Genomic DNA, 16330 nt, shown 5'->3' on the forward strand with positions numbered 1-16330 from the left:
ATCGATGAGTCTCCTGCCACTCCGGACCAAGCTCGTGATCCGCCGAGTCGTGAAGTCGGCCGGGGCTTCCGCCGTCGGCGCGCTGACGGTCGGCATGCTCAGGACCACGCGCTATTTCGACCCGCAGAAGACGGCCGACCGCTTCGCGCGCATCGCGCAGATGATCGGGCCACGCCTGCGCGAGCAGCGCATCGGTCGCGACAATCTCACCGCGGCCTTCCCGGAGAAATCGCCCGAGGAGATCGAGAAAATCCTCGCCGGCGTGTGGGACAATCTCGGCCGCGTCGGCGCCGAGTTCGCCCATCTCGACAAGATCTGGGATTACGACGAGGCGCATCCCGAGCGCAGCCGGATCGAGCTGTCGCCGCGCACCCATGAGCTGTTTCATCAGCTCCGCCTCGACGGCAAGCCAGCCCTGATCTTTGCCAGCCATCTCGCCAATTGGGAGATGCCGGCGCTGGCGGCGGTCGCCCATAAGCTCGATACGGCCATCCTTTATCGCCGACCCAACATCGCCGCCGCCGACCGCATCATCCAGGAGATTCGGCAGGTCAAGATGGGCACACTAGTCCCGGCCGGCCGCGACGCGCCGCTGCGGCTGGCACAGGCGCTCAAGAACGGCCAGCACGTTGCCATGCTGGTCGATCAGTATCTGACCGGTGGCGTCGAGGTCACCTTCTTCGGCCGCAAGACCCGCGCCAATCCGATGCTGGCTCGCCTGTTACGCCAGGTCGAATGCCCCGTGCACGGCGTCCGCATCATCCGCCTTCCCGGCAATCGCTTCCGCGCCGAAGTGTCGGAGGAAGTGAAGCCGGTGCGGACGGCCGACGGTCAGATCGACATCCAGGGCACGACGCAGGCGGTCACCGACGTCGTCGAGGGCTGGATCCGCGAATATCCGGAGCAGTGGCTTTGGCTGCACCGGCGCTGGCGGTAGTCGGCGCCGTACCAAATTCCACCACGAGGAAGCCGGTCCGCAGCATCCCATTCCGTCGATCGGCCCATCCGAACAAAACCCTTACCTCTTGCACCAACGGCCGCTACCTTGGCCGCCTATCCGACAGCTGTTCGGAAGCTCCAGGGAGGATAAGCGCGAATGTTTTCGCATGTGATGATCGGCACCAACGACCTCGACAAGGCCAAGGCCTTCTACGACAAGCTGCTGGGGACGCTGGGCGTGCGCCCGGCCAGGGTCGACGGCCACCGCATCTTCTACATCACGCCGACCGGCATCTTCTCGGTGTCAAAGCCGATCAACGGCCAGCCCGCGACCCCTGCCAATGGCGGCACCATCGGCTTTGCCTGCAGCTCGCCCGAACAGGCTGACGCGTGGCATGCAGCGGGCCTGGAAGCCGGCGGCACCACCTGCGAAAATCCGCCCGGCATCCGCGAAGGTTCGACGGGCAAGCTTTACCTCGCCTACTTGCGCGACCTCGACGGCAACAAGCTCTGCGCCATGCATCGGTTGGGGTGATCCGAGAGGTTGCCAACGGCGGGGATCGCCCATTGCCGGGCGATCCCGGTCGATGAAGGCGCGGAGCTGACGATCGACTGGGACACGCCCGTTGGGCCTGATCAGGTCGCGCACCAGTCAGCGCAAAAGATGGACGCCGCGCGACAGCGGACAGCCAAGAGGGCTTTCGTCCAAACCTCGGCCAAGCTCGACGACCCCGTCATTCCAAACGCTGATCTAAATGGATCTCGGCGCGGCCGGTGACGGCTACGAGGTCGCCTGGTCGCGCCGACGCCATCAAAGCGGCGCATCACTCGCGCGAGACGCCGCCAGCTCGCTGAAGTGCCGTCCACCCCTCCTGCAGACGAACCCCTCAGTCGCCGGGAGCGACGAGCCGCGCTGTCCGACCGTCATGGTCGCGCGTGTGAAGCGCCCGGCACCAGCGTGCGGGCACGGCCCTGGCTTGTGACTTGCAATTAGCAAGTTACTCGGGCATGGTGGCGGTATGCAGCCGAAGAAATTCAAATCTGCGGAATGTCCCGCCGCACGGGCGGTCGAGTGCGTCGGCGAGTGGTGGAGCATTCTGATCTTGCGCGACGCGTTCCAGGGACTCACTCGCTTCGACGAATTTCAGGACAGCCTCGGTATCGCGTCCAACATCCTGTCGCGTCGCCTCGCGCATCTCACCGATACGGGCATGTTCGAACGGCGGCTCTATAACGAACACCCGCCCCGATACGAATATGTTCTCACCCCCAAGGGCCAAGACTTCTTCCCGGTCGTGGTGGCGATGTTCGCGTGGGGAAACAGGCACCTCGCCCCCGAGGGCAAATCGATTGTCATGGCTGATCGCAACAGCGCACGCACGTTCGATCCGGTCGTGGTGGATGCCTGCAGCAAGACGCCGATCACGCCGACGAACGCGGTGCTTCTCCCTGGTCCGCGAGCAAGCGCAGGCATGCGCAAGCGTCTCGCCTCGATCCGAGCAATGCGCCCGGAGACGTCTTCCTCGCCAGACTAGCTAGGAGAGCAGCATGCGTCGGATTGTCGTGACGGGATTGGGTGTCGTGTCCCCTTTGGGATGCGGCGTTGAACTTGCGTGGGCGCGTCTGCTGTCCGGCCGGTCGGGACTCCGCGCGCTACCCGAATGGGCTGCAGCCTTGCCGGCCAAAGTCGCCGGGATCGTGCCCAGCAAGAGCGAGGATGCCGAGGGTGGCTTCGATGCCGACCTTGCCGCATCGCCAAAGGACCAGCGCAGGATGGACCGGTTCATCATTTTCGCCTTGGCGGCTGCCGCCGAGGCGATCGCCCAGGCCGGATGGGCGCCCGCTGATGCACACGCGGCCGGACGAACCGCCACGATCATCGCGTCCGGCATCGGCGGTTTTCCGGCTATCGTCGAGGCGGTCAGGACCACCGAGCAGCGAGGCGTGCAACGGCTGTCGCCTTTCACAGTACCATCATTCCTGCCCAATCTCGCAGCGGGTCATGTCAGCATCCGGTTTGGCTTCAAGGGGCCCATAGGAACGCCGGTTACCGCATGCGCAGCGGGCGTACAGGCGATCGGCGATGGAGCACGCCTGATCCGATCGGGCGAAGCTGACATTGCGGTGTGTGGCGGCACGGAGGCCTGCATCGACCTCGTCAGCTTGGGAGGTTTCGCTGCGGCTCGGGCGCTATCGACCCGCTTCAATGACACGCCGGACCGCGCGTCCCGACCGTTCGATCGAGACCGCGACGGCTTCGTCATGGGGGAAGGCGCCGGCGTCCTGGTGATCGAGGAGTTGGAGCATGCGCTTGCACGCGGGGCGTCGCCAATTGCCGAGATCGTTGGCTATGGCACAACCAGCGACGCCTTTCACATCACGTCCGGGCCCGAGGACGGCGAAGGCGCGCGTCGCGCAATGGAGGCTGCGCTGCGACAGGCCGGGCTCGAACCGGGCGACGTGCAGCATCTGAACGCTCACTCGACCTCCACGCCGTCGGGCGACCGCAGCGAGCTCGAAGCGATCAAGGCGGTGTTCGGGTGCGACAGGCGCATTGCCGTGAGCGCGACAAAGTCATCGACCGGCCATCTCCTCGGAGCAGCCGGTGGGCTGGAATCGATCTTCACCGTTCTGGCTCTGCGCGATCAGATCGCGCCGCCGACCCGCAATATCACCACGCCCGACGCCGCGGCCGACAGTGTGGACCTGGTCCGCGGCGAACCGAGATCAATGAGAATGGACCGTGCGATCTCGAACGGCTTTGGCTTCGGCGGAGTCAACGCCAGCATCGTTTTCCAGCGCTGGTCGTGACCCTTTCGAGTCAGGTTCAACCGCATCGACGATCCCGTACGCGCCTACGGGCTCGAGCCATCCTTTACGCTTCGCCATGCTGCTGACTGTTGCGCGATGTTGTCATCCAGAGACAATCGTCTCGGACACCAGGTGTCGCGTCACCGCCCCGTCTTCACCTTGGTCCACAACCGGTTGATGATCCGCTGCGTGGCCGGATCGCGGGCGGTGATGACGAACAGCTTCTTCAGCGTCGCCTCGTCCGGATAGATGTTCTTGTCGCCGAGGATCTTCGGGTCGATCAGCTTCTGGCTGGCCAGGTTGCCGTTGGCATAGGACAGGAAGTCCGAGTTCTTGGCCGCGACCTCGGGGCGGTAGAGATAGTTGATCAGCAGATACGCCTCGGCCACGTGCGGAGCGTCGGCGGGAATGGCGAAATTGTCGAAGAACATCTGCGCGCCCTCCTTCGGGATGGCGTAGCCGATCTCGATGCCGTTCTTGGCCTCCTCGGCGCGGCTGCGCGCCTGCATGATGTCGCCGGACCAACCGACCACCAGGCAGATCTCGCCGGTGGCGAGCGCGCTCAGATACTCCGACGAATGAAACTTGCGGACAGACGACGCAACCTTGCCGACCACGTCGCCCGCCTTCTCCAGGTCGGCCTGCTTGGTCGAGTTCGGATCGAGACCGAGGAAGTTGAGCGCCGCCGGAAAGATGTCGTCGGCGGAATCCAGCATGTGGACGCCGCAATCCTTGAACTTGGCGAGGTTCTCCGGCTTGAACACCATGTCCCAGCTGTCGATCCGCGCGCCGGGACCCAGGATCTTCTCGACCGCCTTGACGTTGTAGCCGATCCCGGTCGTGCCCCACATGTAGTTGACGGCGAACTGGTTGCCGGGATCGTAGGTGGCGAGACGCTCGGTCACGACAGGCCAGGCATTGGCGAGGTTCGGCAGCTTCGCCTTGTCGAGCGGCTGGAAGATCCTGGCCTTGATCTGGCGCTGCAGGAAATACGCGGTCGGCACCACGACGTCGTAGCCGGATTTGCCGGCGAGCAGCCGCGTCTCCAGGGTCTCGTTGGCGTCGAACGTGTCGTAGACGACCTTGATGCCGGTCTCCTTGGTGAAGTCGTCAAGGACACCGGGCGCCATGTAGTTCGACCAGTTGTAGAAGTTGACGACGCGCTCCTCGGCGCGCCCCACCGGTACGGAAAGCGTCAACGCCGCGACAGCCAGCGCCAGAGCCGAACCCATGCAGCCGCGCGTCATCACTCTTGTCTCCTAGCGCCGGTGGATGGCGTCCGAGAGGCGCTCCAGCGCCGTATCCAGGGTTGCGTCCTTCTTGGCGAAGCAGAACCGCACGACGGAGGTCACGGCATCCGTCTCGTAGAACGCCGACACCGGGATGGCGGCCACCTTGTAGTCGTGGACGATGCGCCGGCAGAACTGCTCATCGGTCTCGTTGAGGCCGAGCGGCGAGAGGTCGACGGTCAGGAAGTAGGTCCCCTGCGCCTTCAGCACGGGAAACCCCAGGCTTTCGAGACCGGCCGTGAGCCGGTCGCGGCTGCGCGCGAGCTCGCTGCGCATATTGACGAAATAGTCGTCCGACTTGCCGAGTCCGTAGGCGACCGCAACCTGCAGGTTCGGCGCGGTCGTGAAGGTCAGGAATTGATGCACCTTGGCGGCGACGCGCAACAGATGCGGCGCAGCGCAGACGAAGCCGATCTTCCAGCCCGTCAACGAGAAGATCTTTCCTGCCGAGCCGACCTTGATGGTGCGGTCGCGCATGCCGGGGATCGTGATCAGCGGAATGTGCGCACGGCCGTCGAACACCACGTGCTCCCAGACCTCGTCGCAGATCGCGACCGCATCGAACTCCTGGCAGAAGCGCGCCAACAGCTCGAGGTCCTCGCGCGGATAGACCACGGCGGCCGGGTTGAGCGGGTTGTTGAACAGCACCGCCTTGGTCTTTGGCGAGAACGCCTGCCGCAGCATCTCCTCCGACAGCCGCCAATGCGGCGGCTCGAGCCGGACGAGGCGCGGAATGCCGCCGGCCTGGCGGATGATCGGCAAGTATGAATCATAGACCGGCTGGAAGCAGATCACCTCGTCGCCGGGCTCCACCACGGACAGGATCGCCGACGTCAGCGCCTCGGTGCCGCCGGAGGTGACCATGACCTCGCTCATCGGGTCGAGATCGAGCTTGTGCCAGTGCCGGTAGTGGGCCGCGATGGCCTGGCGCAGCTCGGGCAGGCCCATCATCGACGGATACTGGTTGTAACCGTTGAGGACGGCGTCGGCCGCGGCGCGGCGGATATCCTCCGGGCCCGGATCGTCGGGAAAGCCCTGCCCCAGATTGATCGCGTTGTTGTCGCGCGCGAGCTGCGACATCTGCTCGAAAATGGTGACGGGCAGGTCGGCGAAGACCTTGTTCTGCGAGATCATGATCGCCTGTCAGCCGCCGGTCCTGGTCGGCAGGCCGGCCGCCTTCCAGCCGAGCATGCCCCCCTGAAGATGCTTGTCGTAGGGCAGACCGGCGGCCTGCGCCGCCAGCGAGGCCGTCACCGAGCGCTTGCCGGAGCGGCAGGCGAACACGACATCCTTGCCTTGGGGATCCGGGATCAGCTTCGGGTCGAAGCCCGACAGCGGAACGACGACGCCGTGGGGATAGGCTTCCGCAGCAACTTCGTTCGGCTCTCGCACGTCAACCAGAAGAATTCGCCCTTCCGCGATCCCCTGGGCCACGTCCTGCGGGGTCAAATCGTGCACAACAGCCACGCCCATCCTCCAAGCCTTCAGCAGGGCCGTACCGACCCTGATCCGGCCGCCAAACTCACCCTAGACGCTACGAAAATCAAGCGCTTCGGCACACTGGCGCGGCGGGTCCAGAGCTCAGATCGTGACCTGGGTGCCGACCTCCACCACCCGTCCGCTCGGGATCTGAAAATAGTCGGTCGCATCGTTGGCGGAGCGGCTCATCGAGATGAACAGGTGATCCTGCCAGCGCGGCATGCCCGAATGCGCAGCCGGCTTCAGCGCGCGGCGCGACAGGAAGAACGAGGTCGACATGATGTCGAACTGCCAGCCGAGCTTGCGCGCGATCGCCAGCGCGCGCGGCACGTTGGGCGATTCCATGAAGCCGAAGCGCAACGTCACCTTGGAGAAAGTCGGACTGATCTGCTCGAGGCGAACGCGTTCGGACGGATCGATGCGCGGCGTCGGCGCGGTCTCGATGGTCAGGATCACGTTCTTCTCGTGCAGCACCTTGTAGTGCTTGAGGCTGTGCATCAGCGCGGTTGGCGCGCTCAAGGGATCGCTGGTCAGGAACACGGCCGTTCCCGCCACCCGCTGCGGCGGACGTTTCTCGAGCATCGCAACGAGATCGGCGAGCGGGAATTCGAGCTTGCGCGACTTGTCGAACAAGAGCCGGCTGCCGCGCCGCCACGTGTACATCAGCGTCATCACGAAGCCGCCCAGCGCCAGCGGCACCCAGCCGCCTTCGAGCACCTTCAGGAGGTTCGCCGCCAGGAAGGTCAGGTCCAGGAAGAGGAACGGCGCGATCAGCGCGGCCGCCGCGAACGGCGACCAGCGCCAAACCTTCCAGATCACGACGAAGCCCATCATCGCGGTGACGACCATGGTGCCGGTGACCGAGATGCCGTAGGCCGAGGCGAGTGCGCTGGACGACTTGAACATCAGCACCAGCAGCATGACCGAGATCAGCAGCAGCTTGTTGATGCGCGGAATGTAGATCTGACCCGAATGCGCCTCGGAGGTGTGGCGGATCTCGAAGCGCGGCAGCAGGCCGAGCTGGATCGCCTGCCGCGTCAGCGAATAGGCGCCGGTGATGACCGCTTGGCTCGCGATCACCGTCGCCATCGTGGCGAGCGCGACCATCGGGATCAGCGCCCAGTCCGGGAACATCAGGAAGAACGGGTTCTCGATCGCCTTCGCGTCTGCGATGACCAGCGCCCCCTGCCCCAGATAGTTCAGCGCCAGCGACGGCAGCACGATGAACAGCCAGGCGGTCTGGATCGGACGTTTGCCGAAATGGCCGAGGTCGGCATACAGCGCCTCGGCGCCGGTGACGGCCAGAAACACCGCGCCCAGCGTGATGAAGCCGATGATACCGTGATGCAGCATGAAGGTGAAGGCCTTCATCGGATTGATCGCCCACAGCACCTCGGGATGACGCAGGATCGGCGGCAGCGCCGCGATCCCGATCACCAGGAACCAGATCAGCATGATCGGGCCGAAGAACGCTGCCACCTTGGCCGTGCCGCGCACCTGGACCGCGAACAGCATGACCAGGATGATGACCGTGAGCGGCACGACGTAGGGATCGAACGCCGCCGTCACCAGCTTGATGCCCTCGATCGCCGACAGCACGGACAGGGCCGGCGTGATCACCGCATCGCCATAGAACAGCGCGCCCGAGATGATGCCGAGCAGAACGATGACGCTGGCGCCGCGCGTGACCGCGCGCTGGGCGAGCGCCATCAGCGCCAGCGTTCCGCCCTCGCCGTGGTTGTCGGCGCGCAGCAGGATCACGACGTATTTGAGGGTTACGACGACGATGAGAGCCCACAGGATGAGCGAGATCACCCCCATCACGGCGTGAGGCGCAGGTTCGCCGCCGCTGCTCGCAGCCATGACCGCTTCACGCAACGCGTAGAGCGGGCTGGTGCCGATGTCGCCATAGACGACACCGATGCTTCCCAGTGTCAGCGCCGCGAAGCTGGCCGTGGAATGGGCGTTGCCATGCCCGTTGGTCGCCGGCGCTTCCGCGGGCGTAGCTGCGACGTCGACTGTCATGGGGTAGCCCCCTCGAGGACTCGTTAATGCTTCACTGCACAACGCGGCAGAGCGCGCGGCTTATAGCGGCAGAGCGCTGCTATGGACCTGAAGAGAATGCGCTTCAGCCATGCAATTAAGCATGCATGAGCCACCAGGGAAGATCAATCGATTAAATCGTTACCTGGGTACCCACTTCGACGACCCGGCCCGTCGGAATCTGGAAGTAGTCCGTGGCGTCATTGGCCGACCGGCTCAGGCCAATGAAGAGATGGTCCTGCCAGGTCGGCATGCCCGATTGGGATGACGGCTTCAACGAGCGGCGCGAGACGAAGAACGACGTCGACATGATGTCGAACTGCCAGCCGAGCTTGCGCGCCACCGCCAGCGCGCGCGGCACGTTCGGGGATTCCATGAACCCGAAGCGCAGCCGCACCTTGGAAAACTTCTCGCTGATCTTCTCCATGCGCACGCGCTCCGACACATCGACCCGCGGCGTCTGCGCGGTCTCGATGGTCAGGATCACATTGTGCTCGTGCAGCACCTTGTTGTGCTTGAGATTGTGCAACAGGGCCGTCGGCACGGAGGTCGGATCGCTGGTGAGAAACACCGCCGTGCCCTTGACGATGTGAGGAGGCCTCTTCTCCAGGCTGGTGATCAGGTCGTCCAGCGGAACCTCGATCTTGCGCGTCTTGAGCACCAAAATCGCCGAGCCACGCCGCCAAGTCCAGATCGTCACGACCATCGCGGCACCGAACAGCAGCGGAACCCAGGCTCCTTCGAGGAGCTTCAGCAGATTGGCGCTGAAGAAGGTCATGTCGACGATGACGAAGGGAGCGATCACGGCCGCCGCCACGGCCGCACGCAAGTTCCACAGCTTCCAGATCACCACGAAGCCCATAATGCCGTCGGCCACCATGGTGGTGGACACCGCGATGCCGTAGGCGGAGGCCAGATTGCTCGAGGTCCGGAACAGCAGAACCAGTAGCAGCACGCCGATCAGCAGCAACCGGTTGACGCGCGGCAGATAGATCTGGCCGGCATGGCTCTCGGACGTATAGCGGACCTCGAAACGCGGCAGCAGGCCGAGCTGGACCGCCTGGCCGACCAGCGAATAGGCACCGGTGATCACGGCCTGGCTCGCGATGACGGTCGCGGCGGTCGCCAGCACCACCAGCGGCAGCAGCAACAGTTCAGGCACCATCCGGTAGAACGAATTCTCGATCGCGGCGGGATCGGACAGCACCAGGGCGCCCTGCCCGAAATAGTTGATCAGCAGCGCCGGTAGCACGAAGAACAGCCAAGCCGACTGGATCGGCCTGCGGCCGAAATGACCGAGATCCGCATAGAGCGCCTCGCCGCCGGTGACCGCGAGGAACACCGCGCCCAGGGTGATCAGGCCGATCGTGCCATGCGAGAGCAGGAACTGCACCGCGTAATAGGGATTGATGGCCGCAAGCACGGAGGGGTCGTCGCTGATGTGGACGATTCCCATCACGGCGAGGCTGGTGAACCATGTGATCATGACCGGGCCGAACGCGGAGGCGACGCGCGCCGTCCCCTTGCTCTGGACCGCGAACAGCACGACCAGGATGAACACGGTCAGCGGCACGACGTAGTGCTCGAGCGCGGGCGCCGCGAGCTTGAGGCCCTCGACCGCCGACAACACCGAGATCGCGGGCGTGATCATCGAATCGCCGATGAACATCGACGCGCCGATCACGCCCAGCGACATCAGGAACAGGCTGCGCCGGCCCAGGGCGCGCTGTCCCAGCGCCATCAGCGACAGCGTTCCGCCCTCGCCATTGTTATCGGCACGGAGCAGCAGCAGCACGTATTTGGCCGTCACCACGATGAACAGCGACCAGAGGATCAGGGAAAGCACGCCGAGCACGATGATCCGCGACACCGGCTGCCCCTGAGCAGCGCCGTGCGCAGCCTCGCGAAAGGCGTAGAGGGGCGAGGTGCCGATGTCGCCGAACACCACGCCGATGCTGCCTAGCGTCAGCCCCCAGAACCCCGACGTGCTCGCGGTGTCCTGTCCTTCGGTCGATGTCGCGCTGGCCGTCATGTTGCTTGGAACGCATCTTCCTGTCTGGCCCGGCGCGTGTGAACGCAGACCGTTCGCAGGTCAAGCCTCTACCGTAAGCAGACCGATGTTCCCAGGCCGCAACCAAACGGCACGGCTGACGCGGATATCGCATGCCGCATCGCGGAAAGTGCCTTCAGCCCAAGCATCCTGAGGCAGATGTCGGATCTGCCTCGGGCGAATCAAGTGCCTGCCGATGCTCTTCGTTGCCGTTCGCAAGCCGCGATGCGGCAATATGATGCGGGAAGCGAAGCGTCCCGGCTAGGGCTTCAAATCGGGCGGCAATGGCGGGTCTTCCCGCATCAGGGTGATCGTCACGCGGCGGTTGGCGGCCAGCGAGGGGTCGTCCGGGAACAGTGGCTGGGTGTCCGCCTTGCCGGAGACCGCGTAGATGTGGCTCGCCGGCAGCCCTTCCCGCTCCAGGATCTGCCGCACCGCGTTGGCGCGATCCGCCGACAGGTCGAAACCGCCATAATCGCTGCGGGCGGGAACGAAGCCGGCGGCCGTGTGCCCGGTGATCTGGACCCGAAGCGGCGTCGCCTTCAGCGGCGCGGCCAGCTTCTCGATCAGTCGTCGCGTGCGGTCGAAGGGCACCTTCGAGCCATCCGCGAACATCGAACGCCCGTCCTGGTCGACGATCTCCAAGTTGAGCCCCTGCTTGGTCTCTTCGAACATGATGTGCTTGGAGATCTCGGTCATCTCCGGCATGTCCTGCAGCGCCTGACGCAGCGAGGCGGACGCCAGCGCGAACTGGCGATCGATCTTCAGCTTGGCGCCATTGGTATGCTGGCGCTCCTCCTGCTCGGGGCTCGGCTCGCGCGCGGTCTCCTCCGGCGAGATGTGGGCGGCGTTCTTGAGCTTCGGCCGGGTCGGCAGGCCGTCGGATTCCACGATGCCCGAATAGCGCGACTCGGACTGCACGCCGAAGGCGTCGCGCATCGAGCCTGCGACGACTTTCAGCTTGTTGTTGTCCATGGTGGAGAACGCGACCAGCATCACGAAGAAGCTGACCAGAAGTCCCATCAGGTCGGCAAAGGTCACGAACCAGCCGTGACCGCCGCCATGCGCATCGCCCCTCTTCTTCTTTGCCATTGCCTACCCCACCCCGGATCGCCCCACCGCAGCCGATCAGGCCGGCACGGGCTCGCCTTCGGCGTGGCGATGCTTCTCGGGCAGATAGGCCAGGAGCATTTCGCGGACCAGGGCCGGGCTCTTGGAGTCACGGATCATCAGGATTCCGTCGATGATCAGCGTCCGGTTGGTTTCCTCGTCCAGCAGCTTGCCATGCAGCTTGTCGGCGATCGGCAGACAGATCAGGTTCGACACCAACGCGCCGTACAGAGTCGCGAGCAGCGCGGTCGCCATGAACGGGCCGAGCTTCGAGGGGTCGGTCATGTTGGCGAACATCTGCACCATGCCGATCAGCGTGCCGACCATGCCGAACGCCGGGGCGCAGTCGCCGATGGCGCGATAGATCTTGCTGCCTTCGTCCAGGTGCATCAGGAAATTGTCGCGGTCGCGCTCGAGATTGTCGCGGATGAATTCGAGATCGTAGCCGTCGGCCACGTAGCGGATTCCCTTGGCGAGGAACGGCTCGTCGGTCTCGACCTTTTCCAGGCCGACCGGGCCCTGCTTGCGCGCGATCTCGGCAATGCGGGCGAGCTCGTCGACGAGCTCGCGGGCCGACAGGCGGCTCATGGTGAAAGCGTACTTCATTCCAAGCGGAACGCCGTGCAGCATGACGCCCAGCGGGAAGCGAATCATGGTGGCTGCGATCGAACCGCCGAAGATGATGATTGCGGCGTGCTCGCTGACGAACATCTCGAGATCGCCGCCCAGCAGCATCATCGTCGCGATGACGATCACGCCAGCCACGAGCCCCGCACTCGTCATAATATCCATGAGTCAACTCCACCCGCGTACGCAAACCACGGACCCTGCCGGACCGACGCGGTGCTTCTGGACCGCGTGTCACGACCCTAAATGTCCGCCATTAAGGACGAGTTACTGAATTCGGTAGGCATAATGAAAGGTAAACAGCAGCGCCGCAGACCACGCCGACCTCGCTCAAGCGGCTGACGCTCCGGACTTGAGCAGGTTAGCCGCGGCGAAGACGGCTGACTGATCGAATGATCGCTGCATCTTGTGGATCATCTCCAGCATCTGCGCCGGCTCCATCGTCGACGATCCGACCTCGAGTTCGCGCGACAGGCGCGACAGCGCCGAAAAACCGAACGTCGCCGACGAACTCTTGATCGAATGCGCCTCGCGCCTCAGTTCGAGGCGATCCTCGAACTTGGCGGCAAGCGTGCCGAACTTTCCCGAGGTATCGTCGAGGAACGTGCGCAGGACTTCCAGCGCATCCTCCTCGCCGAGCTCGGAGACCAGGGTCTGATAGACGGATTCGTCGAATTGCACCAAGTCGGTCATGCGAAGAGCCTTTCCTTGTGTGTAGCAGCGACCGCGCGAAGCAGAGCGGCATTCAGTCGATCGCGCGTGACCGGCTTGGTCACGAAGTCGTTCATGCCGGCCTCCGTGCACGCCAGATGATCCTGGCTGGTGGCGTTGGCCGTCAGGGCAATAACGTAGATGTCCTGGGCAGGCGGCGGCAGCGAGCGGATCATCCGCGTCGCCGTGAGCCCGTCCATCTCGGGCATCATCATGTCCATCAGCACGAGATCGTAGCTCTGCCTCTGCACGGCCGCGATCGCCTGCGTTCCGTTCTCGACGATGTCGTAGCGGTGACCGAGCTTGTCCAGGAGCTTCTTGACGACGAACTGATTGGTCAGATTGTCCTCGGCAACGAGAATCTTCAGCGGCTCGAGGCTGGCCGGACGTTCCTCGGCGATCGTCTCGCCGACCGGCGCGATGGTCGCTTCGTGCGCGCTGACCTGCTCGACGTCCGGCTGCGGCTGAACCTGGATCGAGAAGGTGAAGGTGCTGCCCTCGCCCACCTTGCTCTGCACCTTGATGTCGCCGCCCATGCAGGTGACGAGGCGCTTGCAGATCGCGAGCCCCAGACCGGTGCCGCCGAAGCGGCGCGAGATGGAATTGTCGACCTGCGAGAACTGCTTGAACAGCCGGCTGACGGCGTCTGCGGGAATGCCGACGCCGGTATCGGCCACCGAGAACACCAGCGTCAGGTTCGGCCCGGCAAGGTTCTCGGCACGGACATCGACATGGACGCCGCCCGATTCGGTGAATTTGAGCGCATTGCCGACCAAGTTGAACAGCACCTGGCGCAATCGCGCGGGATCGCCGACCACGTAGCTCGGCACTTCCGGCGCGATCGAGGTGGTCAGCTGCAGACCCTTTTCCTTGGCGCGGGACACCAGCAGTTCGGCGGTCGCCGTCACCGACCGGTGCAGGTCGAACTCGATGTGCTCGATCTCCAGACGATCGGCATCGAGCTTGGAGAAATCGAGGACGTCGTTGAGCAGCTGTAACAGGTAGTCGGCCGACTCGCGCAAGGTCGTCGCGATCTTGCGCTGCTCCGGCCCGAGGTCCGCCGACAGCAAGAGATCGGCAAGGCCGATGACGCCGTTCATCGGCGTGCGGATCTCATGGCTCATCATCGCCAGGAATTCGGAGCGCGCCCGCGTACCTGCCTCGGCGGCATCACGTGAGGCGGCAAGCCCCGCCTGATAGCGCGCGATCAGGATCGTGATGATGCCGATGACCACCGTCAGCAACGCCCCGACCAGCAGATCACGATCGCGGTTGAGCTTGAAGGCGCTGAAGATCTCCTCGGAGGCCTGACCGACAATGACCACCAGCGGCAGATCCTTGATGCGCTGGAACGAGTAGATGCGCGTGACGCCGTCGATCAGACTCTTGAAGGTGTAGAAGCCGTTGCTTCTGTGCTGAATGGCGCTCATCACCGGGCTGCCGGCGAGCGAGGATCCCACGCCTCCCGGGCCGGCCGAGGCCCGTGCGCGCACGATGCCGTCGAGACCGAGGAGCGTGACATTGCCCTTCTTGCCGAGATCGACCGAATTATAGAAGCTCGACAGATATTCGGGATCGAGCGAGACCACGACGACGCCGCCGAACGAACCGTCCGGCATGATGATGCGGCGGGTCAGCTGGATCGACCATTTGTTGGAGACGCGGCCGAAGATCGGCTTGCTGATGAAGAGAAAATCATCCTTTCCGCCGGCATGAACGCGGAAGTGCTCGCGGTCGCGCAGGTCGAGGCCGCGCATGTTCGGATCGATGTTGCTGGACAGCATGATGCCGTCCTTTCCGATCACGACGACCTGAAACGAGAAGTCGGACAGGAACTGGCTGTTCTTCGACCATAGCGACATGTCGAAGTTGTGCGGGTCCCTGGCATAGGAGTCGCGGACGTAGAGCAAGGTCTGATCTGCCGCGCGGATCGAGCGGATGATCTGCTCCTCGAACGCGCGGGCCAGGTTGGCGCCGTTCTTCAGCGCCGACTGCTCGGTGCGAGTATGCTCTTCGGAGATCGTGTAGAAGATGCCGGCCCACACCAGGGCGATCGCCGAGAGGCCGATCGCGGCGCTGCCGAAATGTCCGATCAGCCGAACCATCTTGTCGACGGTCCGGTCGAGCCGCCCGAACAACGGCCTCGATTTCGATATCAGCCTGCGCATGTCCTTCGCCCTCGGGCGACATGCCTATCGGGACAGGCTGGCCATCAGGTAAAGCTTGATGGATAAAATCTTCTCAACGAGCGACGGCCGCTTAACCTTCGGCGGATCCCGGCCTGTTTGCGGGTCATTCGCCACCACGCTGGACATTTTCCGCGGAAGCTCGGCCGTCACCCCGTAGTCATCCGGATGCGGTTGCAGCGTCGCAGTTCGGCGAGCGGCCCTGCGCAGGGCCCGAACCAGCCGGGCCGCACCGCCGAGCGGTACGGCTCTCGCTCATTGGGACCGGAGCGAAGCGAGGCTCAATGAATCTCCGCCGACCGCTTCAAGGCGGCCTTGAGCTTCTCGAGCGAGAAATCCGCCGACCGCGCGATCTCCAGGATCGGCGTTTCGCGGCGCGCGCACAGTTCGGCCGCCTCGGGAAGCTTCGCCGCGATGTCGGCCGGGATGACGATCGCACCATGGCGATCGGAGTGGATCAGATCGTCCGAGCGCACGGTCATGCCGGCGACGCGGACCTCGCCGCCGAAGCTCTCGGCATGCACCCATGCATGCGACGGACCGATCGAGCCCGCCAGAGCCTGGAAGCCGGCAGCCCATTGCGGAATGTCGCGGATCGATCCATCCGTGATCACGCCGAGGCAGCCGAGCGCCTTGTGGACATTGCTCTGCACCTCGCCCCAGAACGCGCCGTAGCCGATGTCGGGACCATCGATGTCCTGGATCACGACGATGCGGGGACCATGACCGGTGCCGACATATTCGTAGTAGTCTGTGCGCCGCCTCGCCTGCTCGTCCGCCGGCAGACCCGATTTGACGACGGACCGGATCGTCGCCGTCCGCGCGTAGCCGACCATGGGCGGCAGATCGGGGAACGGACACACCAGCGGCTTGGTCGTGTAGCCGACCAGGCGGCGTTCGGGCGCCACGATCTCCATCGCGTTGCAGATGGTCGGCGTATCGTAGCGCGCGAGCGCCTCGAGAACGGAAGCAGCGAGGGGCGCGGCGGCAGTGCTTGTCACGGGCGTTTTCTCCGGATGATGCGGACGGCATTCGCGGCCGTCCTTGGCCATCCGGTATAACTGAGGCGCCGAAGCCGGCAAAGC

Annotated in this window: 14 protein-coding genes; 4 read left to right on the forward strand and 10 right to left on the reverse strand. The window is 64.5% G+C overall.

The features are described from left to right. Positions 1 to 4: 4 nt before the first annotated feature. The 4 genes from QX126_RS11790 (at position 5) to fabF (ending at position 3750) form a co-directional block, all read left to right on the forward strand. The gene (locus QX126_RS11790; RefSeq protein ID WP_315781071.1) at positions 5 to 937 is read left to right on the forward strand and encodes a lipid A biosynthesis lauroyl acyltransferase; all 933 of its coding nucleotides are present in this window, start codon (positions 5 to 7) and stop codon (positions 935 to 937) included. A gap of 159 nt (positions 938 to 1096) precedes the next feature. Next, positions 1097 to 1474: a VOC family protein gene (locus QX126_RS11795; protein ID WP_315739675.1), complete on the forward strand. Its 378-nt coding sequence runs from the start codon at positions 1097 to 1099 to the stop codon at positions 1472 to 1474. Positions 1475 to 1958: 484 nt separating this feature from the next. Further along, positions 1959 to 2474 carry a helix-turn-helix domain-containing protein gene (locus QX126_RS11800; RefSeq protein WP_315739674.1) on the forward strand — a complete coding sequence of 172 codons (516 nt, stop codon included), beginning with the start codon at positions 1959 to 1961 and terminating at the stop codon, positions 2472 to 2474. A gap of 13 nt (positions 2475 to 2487) precedes the next feature. Next, the gene (gene fabF / locus QX126_RS11805; protein ID WP_315776884.1) at positions 2488 to 3750 is read left to right on the forward strand and encodes a beta-ketoacyl-ACP synthase II; all 1263 of its coding nucleotides are present in this window, start codon (positions 2488 to 2490) and stop codon (positions 3748 to 3750) included. A 140-nt stretch (positions 3751 to 3890) separates the two neighbouring features. Here fabF and QX126_RS11810 read toward each other — a convergent pair whose 3' ends face one another. From QX126_RS11810 to QX126_RS11855, 10 genes are all read right to left on the reverse strand, one after another. Continuing rightward, on the reverse strand, positions 3891 to 4997 hold the full coding sequence (locus QX126_RS11810) for a polyamine ABC transporter substrate-binding protein (protein ID WP_315781072.1): 1107 nt from the start codon (positions 4995 to 4997) through the stop codon (positions 3891 to 3893). A 12-nt stretch (positions 4998 to 5009) separates the two neighbouring features. Continuing rightward, the gene (locus tag QX126_RS11815) at positions 5010 to 6173 is read right to left on the reverse strand and encodes an aminotransferase (RefSeq protein ID WP_315739671.1); all 1164 of its coding nucleotides are present in this window, start codon (positions 6171 to 6173) and stop codon (positions 5010 to 5012) included. A 9-nt stretch (positions 6174 to 6182) separates the two neighbouring features. Next, positions 6183 to 6512 (reverse strand): rhodanese-like domain-containing protein, encoded by a 330-nt coding sequence (locus tag QX126_RS11820; protein ID WP_315739670.1) that lies wholly within the window; start codon positions 6510 to 6512, stop codon positions 6183 to 6185. A 108-nt stretch (positions 6513 to 6620) separates the two neighbouring features. Next, a complete protein-coding gene (locus tag QX126_RS11825; RefSeq protein ID WP_315781074.1) occupies positions 6621 to 8543 on the reverse strand; it encodes a potassium transporter Kup in 1923 nt (640 codons plus the stop codon). A 151-nt stretch (positions 8544 to 8694) separates the two neighbouring features. Then, positions 8695 to 10593 carry a potassium transporter Kup gene (locus QX126_RS11830; RefSeq protein WP_315770897.1) on the reverse strand — a complete coding sequence of 633 codons (1899 nt, stop codon included), beginning with the start codon at positions 10591 to 10593 and terminating at the stop codon, positions 8695 to 8697. A gap of 279 nt (positions 10594 to 10872) precedes the next feature. Then, the gene (locus QX126_RS11835) at positions 10873 to 11703 is read right to left on the reverse strand and encodes a flagellar motor protein MotB (protein ID WP_315739667.1); all 831 of its coding nucleotides are present in this window, start codon (positions 11701 to 11703) and stop codon (positions 10873 to 10875) included. 36 nt (positions 11704 to 11739) lie between these two features. After that, on the reverse strand, positions 11740 to 12513 hold the full coding sequence (locus tag QX126_RS11840; protein WP_315714499.1) for a motility protein A: 774 nt from the start codon (positions 12511 to 12513) through the stop codon (positions 11740 to 11742). Positions 12514 to 12678: 165 nt separating this feature from the next. Continuing rightward, positions 12679 to 13041 (reverse strand): Hpt domain-containing protein, encoded by a 363-nt coding sequence (locus QX126_RS11845; RefSeq protein WP_315770895.1) that lies wholly within the window; start codon positions 13039 to 13041, stop codon positions 12679 to 12681. Further along, positions 13038 to 15227 carry a hybrid sensor histidine kinase/response regulator gene (locus QX126_RS11850; protein ID WP_315781076.1) on the reverse strand — a complete coding sequence of 730 codons (2190 nt, stop codon included), beginning with the start codon at positions 15225 to 15227 and terminating at the stop codon, positions 13038 to 13040. The genes QX126_RS11845 and QX126_RS11850 overlap by 4 nt, the downstream gene beginning before the upstream one ends. 299 nt (positions 15228 to 15526) lie before the next feature. After that, complete coding sequence (locus tag QX126_RS11855) at positions 15527 to 16246, reverse strand: RraA family protein (protein WP_315739663.1); 720 nt, start codon at positions 16244 to 16246, stop codon at positions 15527 to 15529. Between the last annotated feature and the right edge of the window lie 84 nt (positions 16247 to 16330).

The organism is Bradyrhizobium sp. SZCCHNPS1003, from assembly GCF_032381555.1.
Lineage (GTDB): Bacteria > Pseudomonadota > Alphaproteobacteria > Rhizobiales > Xanthobacteraceae > Bradyrhizobium.